The following is a 21,467-nucleotide window of genomic DNA, read 5'->3' as shown; positions in this document are numbered from 1 at the left end:
CTTATGCATCTTCAGCTTCTTTAGCTGCAGCTGCTGCTTTTTCATTTTTCTCAATAGTTGATCTAATCATTTTCAATCGAACAAAGTTTTCCCTTTCCATTTCTTGGAGTCTCATATCAATATAGTTTTCAGTATTTTTGAATCTTGGAATCATAATATGTTCTAAAGCATTTACCCTACGTTTAGTAGCTTCGATTTCTTCAGCAAGTAAGAAAATTGTTTTTTCTACTTCACCAAGTTCGATTAAATACTTAAGTGATTCCTCAAATTTCTTTGCAGCTTCATCTAATTGAATAGTAGTGTCAGAAAAACTATAACCTCTGTCAATAATGGATCTTTCTTCCATTTTAACATTAGTTACAGGTACTGCTACACCCATAACACTTCTTGATGCAATATCTACATCAATGGATTCTTTAACTGATAAAGATGCTTTTCTTACAGCTAAATCCCCCATAGCAATTTGAGCTTCAACTAAAGCATCATTTGCTTCTTTAAGACTTAATTCTGCATTTTCACGAATACCTTTGACACGATCCAAGATATCAAAAAACTCTTTGATTAAAGCATCCCTTTTTTCTTTAAGTAAACCATGCCCTTTAACAGCTAGTTTAGTTCTATTCTTAAGGGATAATAATTCCATACGAGTTGGATTAATTCCATCTATAATATCTTGTGCCATTTAATCACCTACATTACTGTAATGAGATTATTCATCTTTTGGAAGGTATTGTTCAATGAATTCTTCTTTAACCCTTTTGAGTTCTGTTTTAGGTAAAATTTTAAGTAAATTCCAACCAAGGTCAAGAGTTTCAAAGATAGTTCTATCTTCATCTTTACTTTGAGTAATAAACTGATCTTCAAATGCTTGAGCAAACTCTAAGAATTTTTGATCTCTTTCAGTAAGTGCCTCTTCCCCTACAACTGCAACAAGGTCTCTTAATTCACGACCTTCTGCATATGCAGAATAAAGTTGGTCAGATACACCACTGTGGTCATCACGAGTTTTATCTCCTCCGATACCACCACTCATCAAACGGGAAAGTGAAGGAAGTACATCTACAGGAGGATAAATACCCTTCCTTGAGAGTTCCCTACTTAATACAATTTGTCCTTCAGTAATATAACCGGTTAAATCAGGAATTGGGTGAGTAATATCGTCTTGAGGCATAACTAAAATAGGCATTTGAGTAATTGAACCTTCTTTACCATCAATACGTCCTGCTCTTTCATAGATACCTGCAAGGTCAGTGTACATGTATCCAGGATAACCTCTTCTTCCAGGCACTTCTTCCCTTGCTGCGGAAATTTCCCTTAAAGCTTCACAGTAGTTAGTCATATCAGTTAAGATAACTAATACTTGCATACCTAATGTAAATGCATAGTATTCAGCAGTAGTTAAAGCCATTTTTGGAGTTAAGATTCTTTCAATAGCAGGATCGTCTGCCAAGTTCATGAATACTGTTAATTTTTCTAATGCTCCAGTACGTTCAAAGTCTCTCATAAAGAAGTTAGCTTCTTCGTTTGTAATACCCATAGCAGCAAAAATTACTGCAAACTCATCATCTGCACCTAATACTTTAGCTTGTCTTGCAATTTGTACAGCTAAGTCGTTGTGAGGTAAACCAGATCCTGAGAAAATAGGAAGTTTTTGTCCTCTTACTAATGTGTTCATTCCGTCAATGGTAGAGATACCAGTTTGAATAAATTCTTCAGGGAATTCACGAGAGGCAGGGTTCATAGGAGCCCCATTAATATCTAATTCTTCATCAGGAATTATTTCCGGCCCGCCATCAATAGGTTTGCCAATACCGTTAAAGATACGACCCATCATATCTCTGGATACGCCGATTTTTGCGGTTTGACCAGTGAATCTGGTTTTAGTATCTTTAGTGTTTAAATCATTAGTTCCTTCGAATACTTGGATAACAGCAACATCTTTAGTTACTTCAAGAACCTGTCCACTTCTTTTTTCACCAGTTGGTGTTTCAATATCTACAATTTCATTGTAACCAACGCCTTCTACTCCTTCAACAACCATTAAAGGACCTGAGACTTCAGATACAGTAGTATATTCTCTTGTTTTAATATTTGTATTCATTTTTAAGCCTCACTGCATTGTTTGGTAATTGCGGATTGAATCTCTTCAATTTTTGCATCGAATTCATCTTGTGGGATGTATTTCATTTTACCGATTTCTTCTTTAACAGGTAAAGCTACAATATTTACAATTGGAACTCCTCTGTTAACTGCTGCAAGAGAATCTTTGTAGAATAATAAAATGGTCTTTAACATTTTGTATTGTTTGTCAGGAGCACAATAAGTATCTACATCATCAAATGCATTTTGCTGCAAGAAATCTTCTCTTAACATACGGGTAGTTTCTAAGGTAGCTTGGTCAGTTTCAGGTAATGCATCAGGACCAACTAATTGTACAATTTCTTGTAACTCAGATTCCTTTTGTAATAATCCCATAGCTTGGTCACGAGTTGCTCTCCAATCTGCTGCAATGTTTTCAGCCCACCATCCTTCAATACTGTCCACATATAATGAGTAACTTTGTAACCAGTCAATTGAAGGGAAGTGACGTTTATCTGCAAGGGATGCGTCTAACGCCCAGAACACTTTACAAATACGTAATGTGTTTTGAGTAACGGGTTCGGATAGGTCCCCACCAGGAGGTGATACTGCACCAACTACAGAAATAGAAGCTACATGTGGTTCAGTACCGATAGTCTTTACTCTTCCAGCTCTTTCGTAGAATTGAGCTAATCTGGATGCTAAGTATGCTGGGTAACCTTCTTCCCCAGGCATTTCTTCTAATCTTCCAGAAATCTCCCTCATAGCTTCAGCCCATCTTGAAGTTGAGTCTGCCATAAGTGCCACATCGTAACCTTGGTCACGGTAGTATTCTGCAATAGTAATTCCAGTATATACACATGCTTCCCTAGCCGCTACTGGCATGTTTGAAGTATTTGCAATAAGAACTGTTCTATCCATTAATGGATTACCAGTTTTAGGGTCGTCGAGGAATGGGAATTCAGTAAGTACTTCAGTCATTTCGTTACCACGTTCTCCACATCCAATATATACAACGATATCTGCATCTGCCCATTTAGCTAATTGCTGTTGGGTAACAGTTTTACCTGATCCGAAAGGACCCGGAATAGCTGCTGCTCCTCCTTTAGCTACTGAGAAGAAAGTATCTTGTGCTCTTTGACCAGTTACTAATGGTACGTCCGGATCTAATTTTTCAATATATGGACGGCTTTTTTTAACAGGCCATTTTTGGAGCATCTGAACTTTTTGACCAGCTACTTCAGCGATGTCTTCAAGAATAGTATATTCGCCTTCAGCTGCAATTTCAGTTACTTCACCATCTAATGAAGGCGGAACCATAATTTTGTGTAAAACAGCAGTTGTTTCTTGTACTTCACCAAGAACATCCCCGCCTTTTACTTTGTCTCCGACTTTTGCTACTGGTTTGAATGTCCATTTTTTCTCCTTGTTTACTGAATCTACATCAATACCTCTTGCAATGAAATCACCAGATTCTTCTCTGATGATTCTTAAAGGCCTTTGAATTCCGTCAAAAATAGAACTCATTACACCTGGAGCGAGTTCTACTGATAATGGACCACCAGTACATTCAACTACTTCACCCGGCTGAATACCGGCTGTTTCTTCATATACTTGGATAGTTGCGGTGTCACCTTCAAGCTCGATGATTTCTCCGATAAGCTTTTCGTTACCTACCATTACCATCTCAAGCATCTGAGCCCCTCTCATACCATCTGCGACAATAACAGGCCCAGCAATCTTAATAATATTTCCTTCAATAATCATTTAACCATCTCTACCCCGATAACTCTTTTAATAAGGTCGTTAATTTGATCAGATGATCCTTCTGAGGACCCATCTTTATCAGGTATTTCAATTATCATTGGTAAAACACTTGAACCAATTTTTCTATTAATATGATCTCTTATTTCATTAGCCATTAATTGAGTAATGATAATAATTGAAATTTCATCATCTAAAAATTTATCAAAAGCTACAATAGCTTCTTCTGAAGTAGTAACAACTTCAGCTTTTTTGACACCACTTAATCTAAATCCTGAAACAGTGTCAATATCACCCATAACTGCGACTGAACTCATATTAACATCTCCATTATTTTAGAATTTGGGAAGTCCGCTTCTCTTTTTGCTCTTGCAATAATTTTTAAATTCTTAATTTCGTTTTCTTTTTGATTTAAATAACCAATAATTGGACCAATACCCAATGGTTTTTTAACAGCTAAAGATTTTGAGTATTCAGAAGCGTAAACATCTAATGCTTTTTCAAATACAGCAACTGAACCAGTTTCGTTATATACTGGGATTACATCAGATAATACTTCTGCATATTTTGTTCCTTCCAAACCAGAAACTACATTTGTAACATCTGGAGATTCCATTAAATCTTTAAGTTTCCATTCACGTAATTGGTATCCTTCTTCTAATATATAAGGGGAAATCGCATCATAATCAAGGTCATCTTGTTTTGCCCTTATAATCAGTTTAAGATTAGTTACATCAACTTGAGTTCCAACATATGCATATAAAATCTGTTTATTTTCGTCTGAAGGAACATCAGAAGAATGTAATAATTTGCCTAAATAATATTTATCTAAAGCAGATTCTAATGGGAGAATCATATTAGTATCTTCGTATTGTGGAAGAGCATCTTCTAAAACTGCTGCATATTCAGTATTATCTAAACTGGATATAATGTCAGTTACACTTTCAGCATCAGCTAATGATTCTAAGTCGTCATATAATGATCCACAAGGAATTAACAATTCTCTTGTCTCATCAGATGTAAGACCAACTTCCTTAGAAGTTAAAAGACTTTTAATATTGTCGATGTCAGCTTTTTTAGACATTACAACAAAAGGGTCCTTAATATCTTTAGGAGCCAATCTTGCAACAAAATCATAAGTGTTAGCACGTTCTACGTCTAATGCCTTGTCAAGTGGATATTCATCTAAAACGTCAGCATATTCAGAAACGCCTTTGAGATAATTTTCAACTTCTTCAACGTCGTTGGTTTCAACGAGTTCAGAAATCTGTTTCTCATCAAATAATCTTCCTTTTCTAGCTCTTACTCTTGCACTTGGATTAAGATAAGGATAAATGTCCAAAATTGGTCTGGATGTAATGATTACAACTACTGCACCAACAACAAGGACTGCTAAAATACAGAATACAAGAAATGTTTCTTGTGTAAGTCCAACAGAACTTATTAAGGTCGCAATTCCATCTGCCATAATTTATCCTCCTAATTATTTAAATAATACTTCAGCAACTTCACTACGTAAGATACTTTTAAATCTATCTAATCTTGCTTCAATTGTGTTATTTACTTCTATATCTCCATTAATGGTTTTTAAAACAGCACCACCCATGGCATCAATAGGTTCACCTAATGTAAACTTGATACCTTCTAATTCAAAAGAGTCTGAACCTTGTGAAGATAAGTCTTTTTTAAATTTATTTGTATCCGCTTCATTTAATTGAATAATTAAATCATCACTACCGATTTCCTCAGCAGCTTCTTTAATCATTTTACTTAATGAATCTTCGTATTCATCATCACCAGAAGAAGCTTTACTTTTTAGCTCACCAATAGCTTGATTGAATGCGGCTTCAATTACTTCTTCTTTAGCGCCTAATTCTGCCCTACGAGCATTCATCTTAGCTTCAGAGATAATTTGCTGATATCTCATGTCAGATTGTTTTTTACCGTTTTCTAAAATTTTAGTTTTTTCAGCTTCAGCACTTTTTTCTGCTTTTGCTTGAATAGCTGAAACTTCAGCATTTGCATCTTGAATGATTAAATCAGCTTTCTCCTGGGCTTCAGACATAATACTTTCAACAATTTTACTTGTGCCTGAGCTCATATAAATTGCCTCCTAAGCTGCGCCTAAGATTCCACCGAATACCATAAGTAAAATAGCAATCAAGAAACCATAAATAGCTTGTGTCTCTGGTAATGCAGAGAAAATAATACCACGAGCAAACATATCATTGTCTTCTACAATAGCGCCAACAGAGGATGCTGCTGCTATACCTTGACCCATACCTGAACCTAAACCAGCAAAACCAATTGATGCACCTACACCGATTGCTACAATACCTGCTTCGGTTGTTAATCCTTGTCCTTGACCTAATAATCCTGAAAATACTAATAATAAGATTGCAACCAAGAACCCATAAATAGCCTGAGTTTCTGGTAATGCAGAGAAAATAATACCTCTTGCAAACATGTCATTGTCTTCTGCAACTGCCCCTACAGAACCAGCAGCTGCCATACCTTGCCCTAAACCGGAACCTAATCCAGCAAATCCAATTGCTACTCCAGCACCAATAGCTGCTAAAGCAGTACCTAAAGCAATTTCTACCATATTTAATTCACCTTTGAAATAATATTGATTTTTAAATTTAATTTAAGATATAAATGAAAAATTTTTAATTTTTAAGTTTTGTAAATGTCCTATTTGCTTTGAAAGCTTCAAATTTACCTTTACCTTCCATAAAGAATTGTGAAAAGAACTCAACATAGTTAAGACGTAAAGCATTAATAAATGCACCCAATACCTGGAAAGCGAAGTTTGCAATATGACCACCAATGAATACGATTATTGCCAGTACAATTCCTGCAAACGGAACCATATTATTAACCATAACTGATAAGATGTTTACAGTCATAGCAATACCACCAGTAGCTAAACATAATGCTAAAAGACGTGCGTAGGATAAAATATCTCCCATATAACCGAATATATCCATAACACCATAGGCACCATTAGCCCATACTAACATTCCAATAGTTGCAAGTATTAAGATTCCACCTAAAATCATGCATATCATACCGATTCCAGGCATCATAAATCCTAAAGCAAGTAAGATAATACCAGCTTCGAAAACAAACCAACAAATTTGAGAACCTATTGCCTCTTTAACATTTCCGTATCTTAAGTTGTTAATAGCACCTAAGATAAATCCGATGTTGGTGTATAACAGACCAACTGCAATAGCTATTAATAAAATAGTATCTGGATGTACAAATGATTCAACTGAACCATAAACTGTTGGTAAACGGAACCCAACTATTCTTTCTGGAAAATCTCCAATGAAACCATTAGTTATCAAACCCAGTACACAGGCCCACAGACCAGACCAGATTAAAATCCAACCAAATGCGTTCATAGATTCCTTAACTTTACCCATTCCCCTAATTAATACTACACCAAGAGCAGATACAACTAAACCATAAACTGCATCGGTTAAACAGAAACCGAAGAAAAATGGAAATGTTATTGCAACAAATATAGTTGGATCCATTGCATTGTAACGTACTGGAGAGTACATATCTACAAGGAATTCGAAAGGTTTTGCATACCATCCATTTTGTTGTAAAACTGGGACACTTTCATCATCCGTACCTTCAACCTCTACTGTTTCAAAGGCACAATGTCCATCGGAACTTATTTCAACTAATTGTTCAACTTTTACAGTATCTTTTATAGGTACCCATGCTTCAAGGACGTAAGCATCTTTAGTTTGAACAAATGAGGAAAGTATTTCATTTTTTTCTTTTTCATTTTCTAATTGTTCTTTGAGTGCTAATATGTCATCATCCCATTGTTCTGCAACTGCTCTTAACTCAGTTTTAATAGAGCTGCGTTCAGATTCAATGGTTAATAACCTTGCATCAGCATTTGAAATAATTTGTTGAGGATATCCTTCAACATCACCTACTTCAATTCTCTCAAAGTCGAATTTGCGAAGAATTGAATAAACATCATCGCTAAATTCATTTAATGTTACTACGACGATAATTTCTCCTTCTTTATCATCCATAGGAACAGTAAAAATATCTAATTCATCTGTCAAGTTACTTAATTCATTTTTGATTTCTGAAGCAGATTCAGCATTAATCCTTCCAACAGTAGTAGAAGTGTACTTTGAATCTTTTAAGTCAGCTAAATCCATGTCAAAATTATATAAACGCTTAGCCAAACTTTTATTAGACTTGAGTTCACTTGTTTCAGCGTCGAGTGCGGCAAGTTTTCCTTCTATAACATTTGTTTTAGCTTCCACCTGGGATAGAGTGTCTTCGGCTTTTTCAATAAAAGCTTCAGTGTCTAACCTATCAACTTCTTTTTGAACAGGTAAATCTGGACTAATAAAAGACATCAATGTATCTTTTAACCCATGGCCTTCTGATAAAGAATTTCCTAATAGTTCAGATATACCGTTTGTTTTCATGAGAAGTGAAGATAATTTACCAGTGTATGGAGTAGCTTTAGCAGGAGTTACTAATTCCGCTAATTCAGGATCTTGCTGAATGCTGTCAGAAATATCACTGATTTGTATAAGTCCTGATTCGTGGAGAGCATCCACTGTAGGCGCTACATACTTATCCAGTGTAACAATTCTAATTTTGCGCATTCTAGCTGTCTTGAACATATAATCTCACACTACATAATATTATTGACAATAATAGAAGCCGCTTCTTTAACATTTACCATAGCTTTGTCTTTTAAGGCCTTAACCTCAACTTTAGACTGCTCAGCAATTGTTTGTGCTTCTTTTTTAGCTTTATCTTCTGCATCAAAAACAGTATCTTTAGCATCGTCTTCAGCTTGTAATTTGGCTGTTGAAATAATTTCATCAGCTTTAACTTCTGATTCAGCAATCATATTTTTAGATTGAGCTTCTGAATCAATAATAAGTTGTTCAGCATCGGATTCAGCTTTTTTTATCATTGCGATTGCGTCTGATATCTCTGCCATAATTAATCACCATGGTATATCTATTTTTGTTGAGTAATATATATATCTTTTACTATCCATTTTGTTTAGAATTCGTAAAATTTAATTTTAAATAAATAAAAGTTATTAAAAGATAATAATTAGATAGAAATAGTTAATAAAAAAAAGAATAACAGATAAATAAATTATCTATAAAACCATTTTAATATACTAAGCGGTAATTTTTGCAAGTAAGCAAGAATTGCTATTACAATGATGATTATACCGACTATTGCAAATTCCAAATTGTAAGGATAGGCAAGTAACATATAACCACTTACACCAATAACAATACCTTCAAAAAAGAACACCGCTTTAGTCCAACTTGGATTAAATAATATTATCAAGTATGCAGCAGCAATTAAAATTAATATAATTACAGAGGTCAAAACTTCATTTGTAATAGGTTGATGTCTCAAGAATGGAGAAATTGCCCAAACAATTAACATTAAAGCCAACATTACACCTAATAATTTAAACATTTTAACATTAGCCATAATAACAGTTTAAACTTCATAATATTTATATCATTTTACACCAACTAATGTATATGGAGCGAGCAGTTTGGATAATTTTAAATAAAAATTTTTCACTTACATTAGATGGTGAAATAAAAAATGGAAATGTAATTGATAAAAAATTCTCACCGGGCAATGATATCTGGACAGAAGAGATTCCTCGTTTAGGATTCAGTAATGAACAAGTTCAAAAAGATTACGATGAGTTTAATTCAGATTTATTAGCATTATTTTCAGAACCTAGTGTAAATGAAGTCCTTATTGATGCTAAACTTGGTGAGGAATCCGAATATATCAGTTGTAAAACCCCATTGTTAATTAGAAAAATAGAAGAGTATAGCGTAGATGAAATTATAAAATAGCTGTTGCCTGTTTTAATATTTCATCCATATTATTGAATTTCAAAGGTTCATCATCATCGCCAACTTTTTCTGTTGTGATTAAAACATTAGGCGAAGCCCAAAGAAACGAATAGGTAAAATAAATTACATTAACAAAAATTAAAATACCGAAAACTGACAATGCGATGATTAGACAAATTGCATGTATTAATGGATTGCCGTATCTTCTTTTTTTCATTAATATATAGTTATCCTGTTTTTCAATTGTTTTAAATTTATTTTGAGATAACTCCCTGGAAATTTTCTCCATTTCTTTTGAATTATCTGCACTTAATATAAATAAACTCATTTTAATCAATGTAAACTACGAATTCATCTAATTCTTTTCTTGGAGTATCTCTTGGAGCGGCATTTCCATAACCTAAAGGCGAAAATAGTATGGCCTCCTCATTTTCTTCTAGGTTCAAGAATTGATGAGCCATATTTTTCTTAAACGCTCCAACATAACATGTTCCAAGACCTACATCAGTTGCTGCAAGAATCATATGATCCATTACAATAGTTGCATCAATATCGGCAATATTTTTCATATCCCACGGTCTAGTCCATGCTTCGTTTTTAATTCCAACAACACATAATACATATGGGGCTTCAACAAACCATTTTGCACCGTAAATTTTAGACAAATCCTCTTTATGCTTTTTAGTATCAACCACATATACTTTAAATGCTTGTGCATTTACACCAGTTGGTGCTATTGTAGCTGCTTTTAAGACGTATTCAAGTTTTTCTTTCTCTACAGGCTTATCCAAATATCCCCTTACACTGTATCTTTCATTAATAACATCAATAAATTCCATTTTATCATCCCATATACTCTACATCATCAAGGTCACAGAATCTTCTAAACTCTTCTTCTTCCATGTTTTCTTCATGAATATGTGCAATTAATCCTGGAAGCCTTCCAATCATGAACACTCCTAAACCCAATTCCGGTTCAAACCCTAAATCAGACAATATTGCGGCATTTGCACCATCAACATTAAGACGAATATTTTTCTTTTCAAATACTAAGTCCTGAAGCGCCAATGCCAATTTGATATGAGGACCTACACATCCTGCATTAATAACAACATCTATTAATTTATCTGCCCTTGGATCAATTCTATGATACCTATGGCCAAAACCGGGGATTTTTTTGTCTTTAAGGACATACTCATTGTGAATTTCAATGGCCAAACTTGCAATTTGCTTGTTGTCAATGTCTGAGTCTCCAATTAAATGTGTAGAATTAATTTTAGATTGATATAACTCCATAGTTTTTTCAATAGCTCCTGCATGTTTATGTCCAAAAGATAACAATGCTCCTGCAACTGCCGAGTTCATAGGTGAACCTGAAGAAGTTATTAAACGTGCTGTTTGAGTGCTTGGTGGAGTTACGCCATGGTCACAAAAAGAAACTAAAACATGATTAAATACCTTACTTTCATTTATAGAAGGTAATCTGCCTTTAAGAAGTAAAAATACTAGGTCATTATACCTTATTTTTTCAATTAAATCTCTTTGATTATATTCCCGAGTTACAATTTTATTTTCTTCAACCCGAGTAATAGCAGTTTTTAAAGATTTGGGATTAACTTTAAAATTATTTTCATGCATTTTTAAAACCTTTTGAACTTAATAATATAATATAATTTAAAATGATATATAAACATTATAATTTTAACAAAGCAACTCTTGGTTCAACAAAACAAGATGGCCTAATAGATACTATTCTAACTCCACTGGCTCTTTGATTTCCGATATTTAAATAACAACCGAAAACAGTGGATTTACCACCTAAACCTAAAGGCCCAATACCTGTTTTATTTAATCTATTTGTGATTTCTTGTTCAAATTCACTTTGATTGTTCAGGTTTCCATAAGCAATTGCCTTAAGTAAAAGTGACGTTGCCTCAAAGTGAGTTCTTCCAATTCCAATTGAGGGAATTGATGGAGTGCAGCCCAACATCTGAAGGGATGATTCCAACCATCCGCATGCAGCATCAATCACATTTTCAAAAGAACGTTTATGATAAACCCTAAATGTTTTAGACCGAATTTCAGGACCTCCACCTTCAAGTAAAAAATGAATATTTAAAGTATCTGGAGAAATATCTCTTTTATATGTCGATTCATCATTAACACTGTCTATTAATATAGATGCAGGGGGAAGTTTTCCAGGTTCTTCAAATAAACCTTCACTTTGCTCAATACGTTGAATTTCCCCACCTTTTACAGCCATCGGCCTTGCTGGAAGATTATTTAAGCCTAATGCAATACCTTCATGAATTTGATTCAACAGTTCTCCGGAAATTTCTCTTTCTTCACCTATTTCAATTATTACATGAGGGATTCCGGTATCATCGCATAAAGGAAAATTAGTTTTTTGAGCAATTTGATAATTTTCTAAAATTTGATTTAAAGCCCAACATGCATTGTCATTATCTTCCATAACAATAGCATTATTTAAAGCGGCATATTTATCATCTGAAAGTGTTGTTGAAGCTTTAATTATGCAATCTGAAATATCATTTAAAATATCCATATAATCACTCAGGAACTGCCAAATCACTAGATTTATCTGGTGAAACAATAGCTTCAGGATAATACTCATCAATCATCCTTTTTACAAGTTTAACTTGTTTTATACGAGCTTTAGCTTCAGCATCTGTTGTATCCCAATTATGATTAGCTGCAACTGAACCTCCTGTTTTCAAGTATACCGGGGATGCTACTCTAACAAATTTCGGAACTTCATAATGCCTTATAAAACCCCCTGTTGATTTAGGGTTTTCAGTATGTAAATCCAAAGACATATCAGTTGCACTCCTAATAGCTGCAATCATTGGGATTTGCAAGTCACGAACAGGATTCAGTGAATTTAACCCTTGAGATTCAAGTAATTTTGCTGAAGCAGGATTTGAATGGCCTGCATGAGCAGATAATTTGAAACAGACATTTTCTGGAATTTCACTGTCTCTGCGCATTTGATTTAAAACCCAAAGCAAACCTTCATCATAAAGTAAAATTCCGCGAACGCCTAGCCTGCATGCCCTTTTTACATCTTCAATACCATAAACTAAATTGTCATAACCTCTTAATCTATAGCCGATTCTAGTTCCCTCTTTTGTATGAACTGTTGCTGAGGTATCGTATGTTGCTCTTGGACCTACAGATAAGAATAATTCGCAGGCATAATTTTTAGCTAAGCTAACCATTTCATTAATTTCTTCATCGGTTAGCATCATTATACCTTTTGTTTGAGTAACACGATGAATAAAAATGTCGTCTTTGTCGGCTTCATCTAATAATGCATTCATTGTTTTTGGAGATTGAATTCCTGGAACTTCAAAACGGAACTGCCCTCCATCGCCGAACCTTTTATGTGAAGTGTAATCTGGAGAAACATCTTCAATGCCAATTTGCTTAAGATATCTTTTTGTATTGTTCATACTATCTACCTGTTTAATTTTTGAACAACATATTTCATTGTATAATCTTCAAGTGAATCAATTACCGTTAAATTTTTAATGTCATATTGAGGATTTAATCCTTTGAATTTATCTACCAGTTCACGTAGCTGGAAGGGGTTTTCAAAGTCTCCTTTTGGAATGAATGTGATATTTTGAAATACCCCATTTCTAAATGTGGAATCCAATTTAATAATGACATTTGATGGTCGCTTATCTGGATACAACTCATTCAATTTATCATCACAAACAATAACCATATGATCAACAAGATTTTTAATGCTATTCACCTTATCAACTGTTGAATAATTATCTAAAAGCCCATATTCTATTAATTGATTAACATCATCAGCACTAACTTCACCAACAACAAGTGCAATTGCAACAGCATAAGGAAGGCTTTGTCTTAACTCTTCAATGTTTTTAGGATTATAATTATTGTGGTCAGCTGCAACAGAATATGTTTTAATGGCTACATTTTGAATATGATCATATTCCTCTCCAATACTGGATTTTAGTTTTAATGCAGTGTCTATTGATGAATGCAGGTGTCTGCAGAAGGGGTATTTTTTAAAGTAAATGTCTCTAACCCTTACCTTACCGATGTCTTTTAAGACATTTTCAAGTGAGAAATCGTCAATATTATACTCCTCCCCATCAACTACCATTGTCTTCAAAAATCCTTCATTACCTTCAAAGATTGTGATACTGCCTGTGAATCCGTTTCTTGCAAGATATGCCGATAAAATTCCATTATAAACTGCTTTCCCCACATGAAGAGGTTTTCCCATTGACCCCCCATGGTCTGATTCCAACAATCCCGCTGCCTGAGTTCCGCACAATCCTAAAGCATTTAATACCTGCCCATCATCTAATTTTAATAGTTTAGATGCTACTGCTCCGGTAATAAACGTGCCCACAGTTCCCGTCGTATGAAATCCCTTATTTCTGTGTTCCGGATTGACAATTTGACCTAAAAGGATTCCAACTTCATAGCCTACGATAACACCTTCTAAAAACTCTTTACCAGTTAAATCATAAGCTTCAGCTATTGCAAGAGCTGTTGGAAAAATTACTGAACCTAAATGAATCTGAGCCCCTCTGTGACCGTCATCCAATTCCATGGCATGTGCAGAAATTCCATTTATTAATCCTGCATTCAATATGCCTGTTTTAATATTGGTGCCAATGACAGATGCCTTTAAATTTAAATTTAAGTTTCCATGAAATATTTCATTAATAGTATTGCAAGCTATTTGGGAAGCCGGTTCACCTACTCCCCGATAGGTTACTCCTAAAAAGTCCAAAAATGCTGCTTTTACAGTAGTAACTGACTCTACCGTTGCTTGTTCATAGCGATAGTTTGAAATAAATTTAGAAATATTTTGCAAAAACATAAAACACCTAAATATAATATATGTAAAAAGTAGTATTAAATATTTAAGATTGAAATTATAAAATTGATTTAAACAGCTTCAAATCCCATTAAAACAATTTATATTACAGCAACCGCAGAAAATAAAAGAAGATGAAATCAGAAAAAATAGAATAGTAATTTCAAAAAATAAAAAAATGGTTCATATTGGAACGCCGGTGATAATTAAAATAATATGAGCTACAATTGCAGATCCAAAGTAAGTAGAAGCGATAACCAGTATTGTAATAATAACTGCCCTACTACCAAGTGCTTTAAACTCATTCCAACTTTTACCCATACCTATTCCCACATAGGCAAGGAATACAGTTACAATAGATAGAAGTTCAATGTGTGAAACATAATATGTAACAAAATCAGAAGTCGGCATTGAAGGATATGCAATAACAATACCTATGACACTTATGTAAATAATAGATGAAACATTAAACGGCAGATATCTTTCCATCCAAACACCAAGAAGAGTAATAAATGACAATATGCCTATTCCAACAAGAGATTCCGCTATAGGATGTTGGTAACCAACATAATTACCAATTACTGTTATAACTGAAAATATGAACAACAATAAAATCCAATTGAAAATACCGTGAACAGATACATTTTCAGATCCATCAATTAAATCAGGCATTATTCATCCCCCTTTTCTCCTACAATGGATTTTTTACCAATTTTAGGCTCTAAAATTTTATACAATTTTTCTGTTAGAGGCAATGCAATAAAAATTACAATGTAGATTCCTATAGAAAATGACAGTAAATTACTGAAACCAGCGAAAGCTTCAATTTGAGTTTTTAAATCTGGAAATGCTGCAATAGTAGGGCCTAAAGAAGCTGCATTCATACTTGCACTACCTACACCACTAGCCATGGCAAAAGCATAAGGATGTAATGGCAAAATTGAAACACTAATACTGGCCAGGAAACTAATAAATACTGTACCTATTATTGTTCCAACAATGAATAGTGCAAAAATTCCCCTAGATTCAGGAGAATTAAAACCATATTTATCAACAACAACTGCAATTTCAGGTTCACGTCCAATAGAACTGGTCATACCAATAGCTTCACGTTTGAATCCTAAAAGCAAAGCAACTGGAAGTGCAATTAAAATTGTTGCCAGGTGCCCTAATTCCTGCAATAATAAAGCGGGACCCATTTCGAATAATAAGTGTATAGACTGACCACTAGCTACCGCCAATTTAGCTATTAAAACCCCTATAAAAAGCATCATTGCCCCCTCCGCAATACGGGCTTGTTTTCTTTTAATCCATGTAACGGACTTTGCTAGATAAAAAGTAAGACCTAAAACCATTGTATAAAGTAAAGGCATTATTGAAACTGTAACTCCTTCAGCCAACTTAATATGAATCGGCCCAATATATTCGGCAATAATAACTAAAATAAGAACCGTAAAATGTAATCCATAATCTCTCCACGGATTTCTCTTTAAAATACGTTTATCCGTTTTTTCACGATACGGGTGTTCGATTTCAGTGGTAAATTCATCATTATTTATAATACCCTCTCCAAATGTAACATGAAAATTTCTTAAATAATGTATACTCTCAAATTTGTAGTATATAAATTCATATGATTTATTTCTCAAAAATTCTAAAAATATGAATAAAAATAGAAAAAAATTTAAAATTATTTCACAAAATGAGAATAAAATATTAACCACAATAATGAGTTAAATCAAAAATTAAGAAATCTAACATATGAATCTAGTCTAAATTCATACGGCAAAGAGGTTTTGACAGATGCCGCCTTGCAGAAACTGGTGTTTCATAAAATTGAGCATTTTTTAAATTACGTGAAATTATAGTAGGAACTTTTTTATTTGATTCGATTTTATTCCCACATCTCTTACATTTAAAACCTTTATTTTTACCTGCAGAGGTCATTCTTTTACCACATTTGCAGACCGGATTTTTATACTCAACATCATTTAATTTAACTACTTGAAACTTCTCAATATTAAAAGTATTATGCTTCCCAATCCCCCCATAAACTTTAATGACATCACCTGGCCTTAAATAAGAGATTGTTTTTCTGAAATTCTTAGTTGGCTCATATGCTCCACATTCAATCTTACCAGACTCATCAGCAAGGTAAAAGAACATGTGCCCTCCACTGATGATTGTAGGTTTGTTTTTAACAGTTGCCGTGAGTTTATAACATCCAAATTGCTTCATGTCTGAAATTCTAGAAGCATGTTGAATATGCATGTCAGTATGTTGATTTGTTTTAAAAATGCACCAATCACCAATTGGCTCTGAAACTCTAACAAGGTCTTTAGCTATTTTTAAAGCATCAACTCTGTTTGATCTGATTCCATATAAAACTGGACATGGTGTTTTTGGCTCAATAGCAATGTAGTCTTCTGAATAATCAATATTTTCAAAAGTGTCTGGAAAAGTATTTCTATCCATTTCATAAACTGAATCATAATCAATCTGCCGTTTAGTGGCGAAATTTTCAGGCACTCTGTAAGTCAACAGTTCATAAGTATAATCACTTAAAGGCAGGCTGATAGAAGCAATGGAACCTATTATGCCTCTGCCTTTTTTAAATTTATGAATTTCACAGCCAATAGACCTGCCAAATTTTTCAGCTTCCTCGATTGTTATAAACTCATAAATTGCTTTAAATGCATAGTCTTCCATTTCTTTTGTAATTTCACCATCATAAAAGATTACGCCCGGATTTGTATTGTCACAGTCAAACATGGATAGATTTTCAACTTCACCAAGAACAATCTCTTTTGCTAAACTGGCTTTTGAATCATTTAATATTTTCAAAGCCACCCCTCCATTACCACGTGTTTTAAAACGAGCAAAAGGATTTAAGCGTATTAATCTAGGATAATCGACTAAATCAATACCATTATCTTTGAATTTATTAATAATCTGACTTGCAAGATAAGTTGTACACATACCATCAGGAGAGTCGGTATCATCTACACCAATATATAAATATTTAATCAAAATCACCTACTAAAATATATTTAAAGTTAAACTAATAAATAGTTTAACAGAGGTGCTGAAAATGTTAACTCGAAGTCAACTATTGCACAATATTGAAAATTTATTAACTTCACAGGGTTTTAAAACCTCAGACATTTATGATCAAGGTTCTTTTGATATTGTAGCAAGGAAAAATCTACTAATACTCCTTCTAAAAACATTTCAAAACATTGATAGTATTAATGAACATAACGCTCATGAAATGAAGCAATTAGCTAACATATTCCTCGCTTCCCCCATCATAATTGGTGAAAAATCAAGAAATGGCATTCTAGAAGATGGAGTAATCTATGAAAGATATGATATTCCTACAATTGGCTTTGAAACTCTCAAAAACATGATATTATATGGAGAATACCCTGAAATCTTAGCAGACCGTGGAGGATACTTTGTTAAAATTGATGGAAATGTCATTAAGCAATATCGTGAAGAGTATTCAATGTCCCTGAAGGATTTAGCAACTCTTGCACATGTATCTCGTGCTACAATGTACAAATATGAAAATGGAATTGTTCGTGCAAATACAGAAACTGCAATGATACTTGAAGAAATATTAAATACCAAAGTGACATTAGATATTGACTTATTAAAACAGCCCCAAAAAGAAGATATTGAATATTCAGATGATGTTAATGATTTATCAAAACTTGGATACGGAGTGATATCCACAAATAAAAGTCCATTCGATGCAGTGGCAAAAATGAAAAGTTCCAACAAACATTCCCCGTTAATGGCAAATATTGAGAAAAATAGAAATGAAAAAACTTTAAAAAGAATGGCCATACATCTTAAAGATTTATCCATTGTAACAACTTCAGAACCGGTTTTCATAATTAACAATGCTAAAATAAAAGAATCAATTAGCACTGTTCCCGTTATTAAATCCTGGGAGTTAAAAGAATTTGAAAATCCAAAAGAATTATTAAAGATGATTAAAGAGAGAAAAGAAAATTAGAGTGGTAATATGGAAGACTTACAAATAACTAAAATGGAAAATTATCCAATTAAATGGGTTTGTAATTTTAAAGGTCAAAGAGCTATCGGACTTTGTGGAAAAACCCAAAAAATAGCAATGTTTGCATCAGATGAACGTGTTTCAAGAATACTCGAGGATATTGTAATTGGAACTGATGAAACACAAGAAGGATATGGTTGTGAAGAAAAAACAAGATGCTGCAATTTTGAATGTGAATATTGTGAAATTTCACCTAGACAATACTTGCAAATTACAGGAAAAAAGCCATCGAATAAAAATATAAAAGAGTTAATTAATGGATTAATTGACCTAAACCAATCTCTTAAATCCGATGGTCATGTTCCTTTTGAAGAATATGAGGTTGTTAATCTTTAATATTTTTTTAATAATTCAAAATCCTCTTGGGCTTCACTAACTTTGGCAACACCCATACATATTGCATCTACAAAATCAACATTTTTATAAAAGGCAAATGCTTCTTTTGGTTTTAAAACCCCTGCCGCTAGGATTCTGGTAGCTATTATTTTTTTATCTAATTTTTTTACCTTATCTACAAACTCTTTTCTTTTAGAAGCATTAAATGCACTAATGTCCATCATATAAGACAGACTGTTATATGGAATCATATAAAAATCGAATAAATCCATATCAATACTGCTTAAAAGCAGGTCTGATGTTTTTGATGGAAATGCAGTAACAAGACCTGAAAGCGCACCAGTATCATTAATCCTATTTAAAATTTTTGAATTTAGCCTCCAATCATATCCATCAACGATGAATTCATCAACAAGCATTAATGGACAATCATATTGGCTAAATAATTCAATATCCCCCTCCCAATCCACTTCTTTTGCAACATCATAATTTGGATTTAGGTAATCGACATCACTTTTACCAATTGTTGCAATAACTTTCATCTCACAACCTGCATCAACTGCCAAATCATAAGCTTTAAGTAGATTCGGATTATTAACTAGATTAATTGCCCTTACACCTTGATTATATGCTTCGACAATAACATCACAAGCATTTTGAGGATTATTATATAAGTCATCTAAATAAAGTCTTGATCTATGTCCATAATAAAGTTCAGCCATAAATGGCCCATAGCCCAGTATGGTTTGTGGTATTTTTTTATCTTTATATTCCAAATCCCCAAAAAACATATTATCCTTATTCTTTTTCAACTATTACTGCAGTTCCATATACTAAAATTTCTTGCATTATATCGGAAATCTCATTTGAGTCAAATCTAATTGCAATTATTCCATTAGCTCCTAAATCTTTAGCGTGTTGGATTGCTCTTTGTAAAGCTTCGTCTCTGGATTCTTCCATCATATCTACATATTGTTTGATTTCTCCACCAAAAATAGATTTAATACCTGCACCAATTTGTCCACCAGCACCTCTACTTCTGACAGTTAAACCATAAATAAAGCCTTTTGTTTCGACTATTCTAAAACCTGGAATATCATTTGCTGTTGAGATTGCAAATTCTTCTACACTTACCATAAGTTTCACCTACAATATATTAATTAGTATAAAGTGAAATATCAATAAATTTTCGCTCCACACTAGTTATACATTAGAGATATTAGTATATATAAGTTTTTTAGGGTTTGTCCATTTCTAGAAACTTAATGTTTTTTCTTCTTTTTTTGTTCTTAATTTTAATTGATTCCACATTTACTTATTCTGATACTTTATTAAATAGTTTTAATTAACTTATAGTTAATTTTAATAATCAATCATAGTTTATTAGCTACAAATATTAATATTATGATTAAGGTTTTTAAGTTAATTTGAGGTGAGGTGATGTACTTTTTATAGATTCATCATGGAACTTTTTAAAGTATTTGATTGTTTTGTGTCAAAAAAATATATTGCCGAAGCCAATAGATTCATTAGGGAAAGAAAAATGACTTAGAAAGATTATATGGATTATATTCTTTCTCAAAGAAGATGTAACATGATCATATTAAATCGATTAGATTTTTCACATTATAGTTAATTACCAAATTTTTGGTATAAATGTTTCGAGCCATTTGTCATGAACTTTTGTTTCAGAAATCGATTCATTATACGTTTCTATTGTTAAATCTCGCAGAAATTCTTTTGATTCAAGATAATAATGTTTTATTTTTCTTTTTATTTGTCTCCATATTTGTTCAATTGGATTTAAGTGAGGAGAGTATGGTGGGAGGTATATTAATTCAATAAGATGTAATGCTATTTTTTGATGAATGCAGACTTGTGGACGCTATAATTATCTAGAATTAAACATATTCTTTATTCGGTTTGCATTTTTGTTATTAATGTCTTCTTTTTGTAACAGATTTAAAGTTATTTTTCGTCTTATTTCTCTTCTTTTTTTCACATTGTTGAGTAATTCTCTATTGCAGTGTTTTCCAATGATTCTAGCGATTGTTGAGGTGGTATTGTCCTTATATTTTTCTAATGTTTTTAAAATTTTTGCTGCGAAAACTTCATTATCTTTGTTGTTTTTCATTAATATTTTATCTATATCTTCATCAGTTAGATTAACATCGAATATTATTTTATTTAATATTTTTACTGTATTTTTGTTGTTTGTATTTGCTATTCTTAATTCTAGAAGTGCTATTGCAATTTCTGGTGCTGTTGATGAATTTGTGATTGTGATGGTCGAATTTCCATTTATTGTTAGTGATCCAATGGCGTTGATTTTGAATTTGTATGGATTTACAGTTTGTGTGTGTTTGGTTCCTTTTTTATATAGTGATTTTTGAGTGTAGGGTTCATTTTGGAATGATGCTTC

General features: G+C 33.1%; 27 protein-coding genes. 4 read left to right on the top strand and 23 right to left on the bottom strand.

The features are described 5' to 3' along the window. Position 1: 1 nt before the first annotated feature. The 10 genes from Q9969_RS10280 to Q9969_RS10235 form a co-directional block, all read right to left on the bottom strand. Positions 2 to 682: a V-type ATP synthase subunit D gene (locus tag Q9969_RS10280; protein WP_305557463.1), complete on the bottom strand. Its 681-nt coding sequence runs from the start codon at positions 680 to 682 to the stop codon at positions 2 to 4. A gap of 27 nt (positions 683 to 709) precedes the next feature. Further along, a complete protein-coding gene (locus Q9969_RS10275) occupies positions 710 to 2,101 on the bottom strand; it encodes a V-type ATP synthase subunit B (protein WP_305512721.1) in 1,392 nt (463 codons plus the stop codon). Positions 2,102 to 2,103: 2 nt separating this feature from the next. After that, positions 2,104 to 3,846: an ATP synthase subunit A gene (locus Q9969_RS10270; RefSeq protein ID WP_305557459.1), complete on the bottom strand. Its 1,743-nt coding sequence runs from the start codon at positions 3,844 to 3,846 to the stop codon at positions 2,104 to 2,106. Continuing rightward, positions 3,843 to 4,160: a V-type ATP synthase subunit F gene (locus tag Q9969_RS10265; RefSeq protein WP_305515869.1), complete on the bottom strand. Its 318-nt coding sequence runs from the start codon at positions 4,158 to 4,160 to the stop codon at positions 3,843 to 3,845. Before Q9969_RS10265 ends, Q9969_RS10270 begins: the two co-directional genes overlap by 4 nt. Next, entirely contained in the window at positions 4,157 to 5,311 is a 1,155-nt protein-coding gene (locus Q9969_RS10260) for a V-type ATP synthase subunit C (protein WP_305557456.1), read from the bottom strand. The genes Q9969_RS10265 and Q9969_RS10260 overlap by 4 nt, the downstream gene beginning before the upstream one ends. Before the next feature lie 15 nt (positions 5,312 to 5,326). Then, the gene (locus tag Q9969_RS10255; RefSeq protein ID WP_305515866.1) at positions 5,327 to 5,944 is read right to left on the bottom strand and encodes a V-type proton ATPase subunit E; all 618 of its coding nucleotides are present in this window, start codon (positions 5,942 to 5,944) and stop codon (positions 5,327 to 5,329) included. Positions 5,945 to 5,956: 12 nt separating this feature from the next. Beyond that, positions 5,957 to 6,448, bottom strand: coding sequence for a V-type ATP synthase subunit K (locus tag Q9969_RS10250; RefSeq protein WP_305515864.1), 492 nt, complete (start codon positions 6,446 to 6,448; stop codon positions 5,957 to 5,959). Between the two features lie 64 nt (positions 6,449 to 6,512). Next, positions 6,513 to 8,516 (bottom strand): V-type ATP synthase subunit I, encoded by a 2,004-nt coding sequence (locus Q9969_RS10245; protein WP_305515861.1) that lies wholly within the window; start codon positions 8,514 to 8,516, stop codon positions 6,513 to 6,515. Between the two features lie 11 nt (positions 8,517 to 8,527). Continuing rightward, positions 8,528 to 8,842: a V-type ATP synthase subunit H gene (locus tag Q9969_RS10240; RefSeq protein ID WP_305557453.1), complete on the bottom strand. Its 315-nt coding sequence runs from the start codon at positions 8,840 to 8,842 to the stop codon at positions 8,528 to 8,530. A 164-nt stretch (positions 8,843 to 9,006) separates the two neighbouring features. After that, entirely contained in the window at positions 9,007 to 9,357 is a 351-nt protein-coding gene (locus tag Q9969_RS10235; protein WP_305557450.1) for a hypothetical protein, read from the bottom strand. 53 nt (positions 9,358 to 9,410) lie between these two features. Here Q9969_RS10235 and Q9969_RS10230 point away from each other — a divergent pair, with 53 nt between their 5' ends. Continuing rightward, complete coding sequence (locus tag Q9969_RS10230) at positions 9,411 to 9,740, top strand: hypothetical protein (RefSeq protein ID WP_305557447.1); 330 nt, start codon at positions 9,411 to 9,413, stop codon at positions 9,738 to 9,740. On the opposite strand, the gene Q9969_RS10225 is transcribed toward Q9969_RS10230, so the two are convergent. The 9 genes from Q9969_RS10225 to Q9969_RS10185 all read right to left on the bottom strand — a co-directional run bounded on the left by Q9969_RS10225 (position 9,730) and on the right by Q9969_RS10185 (position 17,661). After that, complete coding sequence (locus Q9969_RS10225) at positions 9,730 to 10,068, bottom strand: hypothetical protein (protein ID WP_305557437.1); 339 nt, start codon at positions 10,066 to 10,068, stop codon at positions 9,730 to 9,732. The genes Q9969_RS10230 and Q9969_RS10225 overlap by 11 nt on opposite strands. 1 nt (position 10,069) lies before the next feature. Then, a complete protein-coding gene (locus tag Q9969_RS10220) occupies positions 10,070 to 10,579 on the bottom strand; it encodes a nitroreductase family protein (protein ID WP_305557434.1) in 510 nt (169 codons plus the stop codon). Positions 10,580 to 10,583: 4 nt separating this feature from the next. Continuing rightward, the gene (locus Q9969_RS10215) at positions 10,584 to 11,378 is read right to left on the bottom strand and encodes a citryl-CoA lyase (RefSeq protein ID WP_305512711.1); all 795 of its coding nucleotides are present in this window, start codon (positions 11,376 to 11,378) and stop codon (positions 10,584 to 10,586) included. A 55-nt stretch (positions 11,379 to 11,433) separates the two neighbouring features. Next, on the bottom strand, positions 11,434 to 12,306 hold the full coding sequence (locus Q9969_RS10210) for a fumarate hydratase (protein WP_305557431.1): 873 nt from the start codon (positions 12,304 to 12,306) through the stop codon (positions 11,434 to 11,436). 4 nt (positions 12,307 to 12,310) lie between these two features. Continuing rightward, positions 12,311 to 13,213, bottom strand: coding sequence for a peptidase (locus Q9969_RS10205; protein WP_305557428.1), 903 nt, complete (start codon positions 13,211 to 13,213; stop codon positions 12,311 to 12,313). Positions 13,214 to 13,218: 5 nt separating this feature from the next. Beyond that, the gene (locus Q9969_RS10200) at positions 13,219 to 14,628 is read right to left on the bottom strand and encodes an MmgE/PrpD family protein (protein ID WP_305557425.1); all 1,410 of its coding nucleotides are present in this window, start codon (positions 14,626 to 14,628) and stop codon (positions 13,219 to 13,221) included. Between the two features lie 180 nt (positions 14,629 to 14,808). Beyond that, positions 14,809 to 15,297 (bottom strand): hypothetical protein, encoded by a 489-nt coding sequence (locus tag Q9969_RS10195; RefSeq protein WP_305512705.1) that lies wholly within the window; start codon positions 15,295 to 15,297, stop codon positions 14,809 to 14,811. Beyond that, complete coding sequence (locus tag Q9969_RS10190; protein WP_305557515.1) at positions 15,297 to 16,187, bottom strand: DUF3100 domain-containing protein; 891 nt, start codon at positions 16,185 to 16,187, stop codon at positions 15,297 to 15,299. Before Q9969_RS10190 ends, Q9969_RS10195 begins: the two co-directional genes overlap by 1 nt. A gap of 205 nt (positions 16,188 to 16,392) precedes the next feature. Continuing rightward, positions 16,393 to 17,661, bottom strand: coding sequence for a tRNA(Ile)(2)-agmatinylcytidine synthase (locus Q9969_RS10185; protein WP_305512703.1), 1,269 nt, complete (start codon positions 17,659 to 17,661; stop codon positions 16,393 to 16,395). A gap of 55 nt (positions 17,662 to 17,716) precedes the next feature. Here Q9969_RS10185 and Q9969_RS10180 point away from each other — a divergent pair, with 55 nt between their 5' ends. Further along, a complete protein-coding gene (locus Q9969_RS10180) occupies positions 17,717 to 18,649 on the top strand; it encodes a transcriptional regulator (RefSeq protein ID WP_305512701.1) in 933 nt (310 codons plus the stop codon). A 9-nt stretch (positions 18,650 to 18,658) separates the two neighbouring features. Further along, positions 18,659 to 19,045 (top strand): hypothetical protein, encoded by a 387-nt coding sequence (locus Q9969_RS10175; protein WP_305512699.1) that lies wholly within the window; start codon positions 18,659 to 18,661, stop codon positions 19,043 to 19,045. Here the strand turns inward: Q9969_RS10175 and Q9969_RS10170 are convergent. The 4 genes from Q9969_RS10170 to Q9969_RS10155 form a co-directional block, all read right to left on the bottom strand. Next, the gene (locus Q9969_RS10170; protein ID WP_305557422.1) at positions 19,042 to 19,857 is read right to left on the bottom strand and encodes a hypothetical protein; all 816 of its coding nucleotides are present in this window, start codon (positions 19,855 to 19,857) and stop codon (positions 19,042 to 19,044) included. The two genes, Q9969_RS10175 and Q9969_RS10170, sit on opposite strands and share 4 nt — an antisense overlap. After that, positions 19,844 to 20,182: a heavy metal-binding domain-containing protein gene (locus tag Q9969_RS10165; protein ID WP_305512695.1), complete on the bottom strand. Its 339-nt coding sequence runs from the start codon at positions 20,180 to 20,182 to the stop codon at positions 19,844 to 19,846. Before Q9969_RS10165 ends, Q9969_RS10170 begins: the two co-directional genes overlap by 14 nt. A gap of 499 nt (positions 20,183 to 20,681) precedes the next feature. After that, positions 20,682 to 20,888, bottom strand: a complete 207-nt coding sequence (locus tag Q9969_RS10160; protein ID WP_305515709.1) for a transposase — start codon at positions 20,886 to 20,888, stop codon at positions 20,682 to 20,684. Between the two features lie 48 nt (positions 20,889 to 20,936). Continuing rightward, complete coding sequence (locus Q9969_RS10155) at positions 20,937 to 21,179, bottom strand: hypothetical protein (RefSeq protein ID WP_305557419.1); 243 nt, start codon at positions 21,177 to 21,179, stop codon at positions 20,937 to 20,939. A 73-nt stretch (positions 21,180 to 21,252) separates the two neighbouring features. Here Q9969_RS10155 and Q9969_RS10150 point away from each other — a divergent pair, with 73 nt between their 5' ends. Continuing rightward, on the top strand, positions 21,253 to 21,438 hold the full coding sequence (locus tag Q9969_RS10150; protein WP_305556707.1) for a hypothetical protein: 186 nt from the start codon (positions 21,253 to 21,255) through the stop codon (positions 21,436 to 21,438). The last annotated feature ends 29 nt before the right edge of the window (positions 21,439 to 21,467 follow it).

Source organism: Methanobrevibacter sp. V74 (genome assembly GCF_963082495.1).
GTDB lineage: Archaea > Methanobacteriota > Methanobacteria > Methanobacteriales > Methanobacteriaceae > Methanocatella.
The sequence above is the reverse complement of the archived record's forward strand: the minus strand, read 5'-3'. Positions and strand labels throughout refer to the sequence as shown.

Bases quoted from the DNA above. Each gene is read 5' to 3' on its own strand.
- Q9969_RS10280 (WP_305557463.1), bottom strand. From the start codon at position 682: ATGGCACAAGATATTATAGATGGAATTAATCCAACTCGTATGGAATTA.
- Q9969_RS10275 (WP_305512721.1), bottom strand. From the start codon at position 2,101: ATGAATACAAATATTAAAACAAGAGAATATACTACTGTATCTGAAGTC.
- Q9969_RS10270 (WP_305557459.1), bottom strand. From the start codon at position 3,846: ATGATTATTGAAGGAAATATTATTAAGATTGCTGGGCCTGTTATTGTC.
- Q9969_RS10265 (WP_305515869.1), bottom strand. From the start codon at position 4,160: ATGAGTTCAGTCGCAGTTATGGGTGATATTGACACTGTTTCAGGATTT.
- Q9969_RS10260 (WP_305557456.1), bottom strand. From the start codon at position 5,311: ATGGCAGATGGAATTGCGACCTTAATAAGTTCTGTTGGACTTACACAA.
- Q9969_RS10255 (WP_305515866.1), bottom strand. From the start codon at position 5,944: ATGAGCTCAGGCACAAGTAAAATTGTTGAAAGTATTATGTCTGAAGCC.
- Q9969_RS10250 (WP_305515864.1), bottom strand. From the start codon at position 6,448: ATGGTAGAAATTGCTTTAGGTACTGCTTTAGCAGCTATTGGTGCTGGA.
- Q9969_RS10245 (WP_305515861.1), bottom strand. From the start codon at position 8,516: ATGTTCAAGACAGCTAGAATGCGCAAAATTAGAATTGTTACACTGGAT.
- Q9969_RS10240 (WP_305557453.1), bottom strand. From the start codon at position 8,842: ATGGCAGAGATATCAGACGCAATCGCAATGATAAAAAAAGCTGAATCC.
- Q9969_RS10235 (WP_305557450.1), bottom strand. From the start codon at position 9,357: ATGGCTAATGTTAAAATGTTTAAATTATTAGGTGTAATGTTGGCTTTA.
- Q9969_RS10230 (WP_305557447.1), top strand. From the start codon at position 9,411: ATGGAGCGAGCAGTTTGGATAATTTTAAATAAAAATTTTTCACTTACA.
- Q9969_RS10225 (WP_305557437.1), bottom strand. From the start codon at position 10,068: ATGAGTTTATTTATATTAAGTGCAGATAATTCAAAAGAAATGGAGAAA.
- Q9969_RS10220 (WP_305557434.1), bottom strand. From the start codon at position 10,579: ATGGAATTTATTGATGTTATTAATGAAAGATACAGTGTAAGGGGATAT.
- Q9969_RS10215 (WP_305512711.1), bottom strand. From the start codon at position 11,378: ATGCATGAAAATAATTTTAAAGTTAATCCCAAATCTTTAAAAACTGCT.
- Q9969_RS10210 (WP_305557431.1), bottom strand. From the start codon at position 12,306: ATGGATATTTTAAATGATATTTCAGATTGCATAATTAAAGCTTCAACA.
- Q9969_RS10205 (WP_305557428.1), bottom strand. From the start codon at position 13,213: ATGAACAATACAAAAAGATATCTTAAGCAAATTGGCATTGAAGATGTT.
- Q9969_RS10200 (WP_305557425.1), bottom strand. From the start codon at position 14,628: ATGTTTTTGCAAAATATTTCTAAATTTATTTCAAACTATCGCTATGAA.
- Q9969_RS10195 (WP_305512705.1), bottom strand. From the start codon at position 15,297: ATGCCTGATTTAATTGATGGATCTGAAAATGTATCTGTTCACGGTATT.
- Q9969_RS10180 (WP_305512701.1), top strand. From the start codon at position 17,717: ATGTTAACTCGAAGTCAACTATTGCACAATATTGAAAATTTATTAACT.
- Q9969_RS10175 (WP_305512699.1), top strand. From the start codon at position 18,659: ATGGAAGACTTACAAATAACTAAAATGGAAAATTATCCAATTAAATGG.
- Q9969_RS10165 (WP_305512695.1), bottom strand. From the start codon at position 20,182: ATGGTAAGTGTAGAAGAATTTGCAATCTCAACAGCAAATGATATTCCA.
- Q9969_RS10155 (WP_305557419.1), bottom strand. From the start codon at position 21,179: ATGAAAAACAACAAAGATAATGAAGTTTTCGCAGCAAAAATTTTAAAA.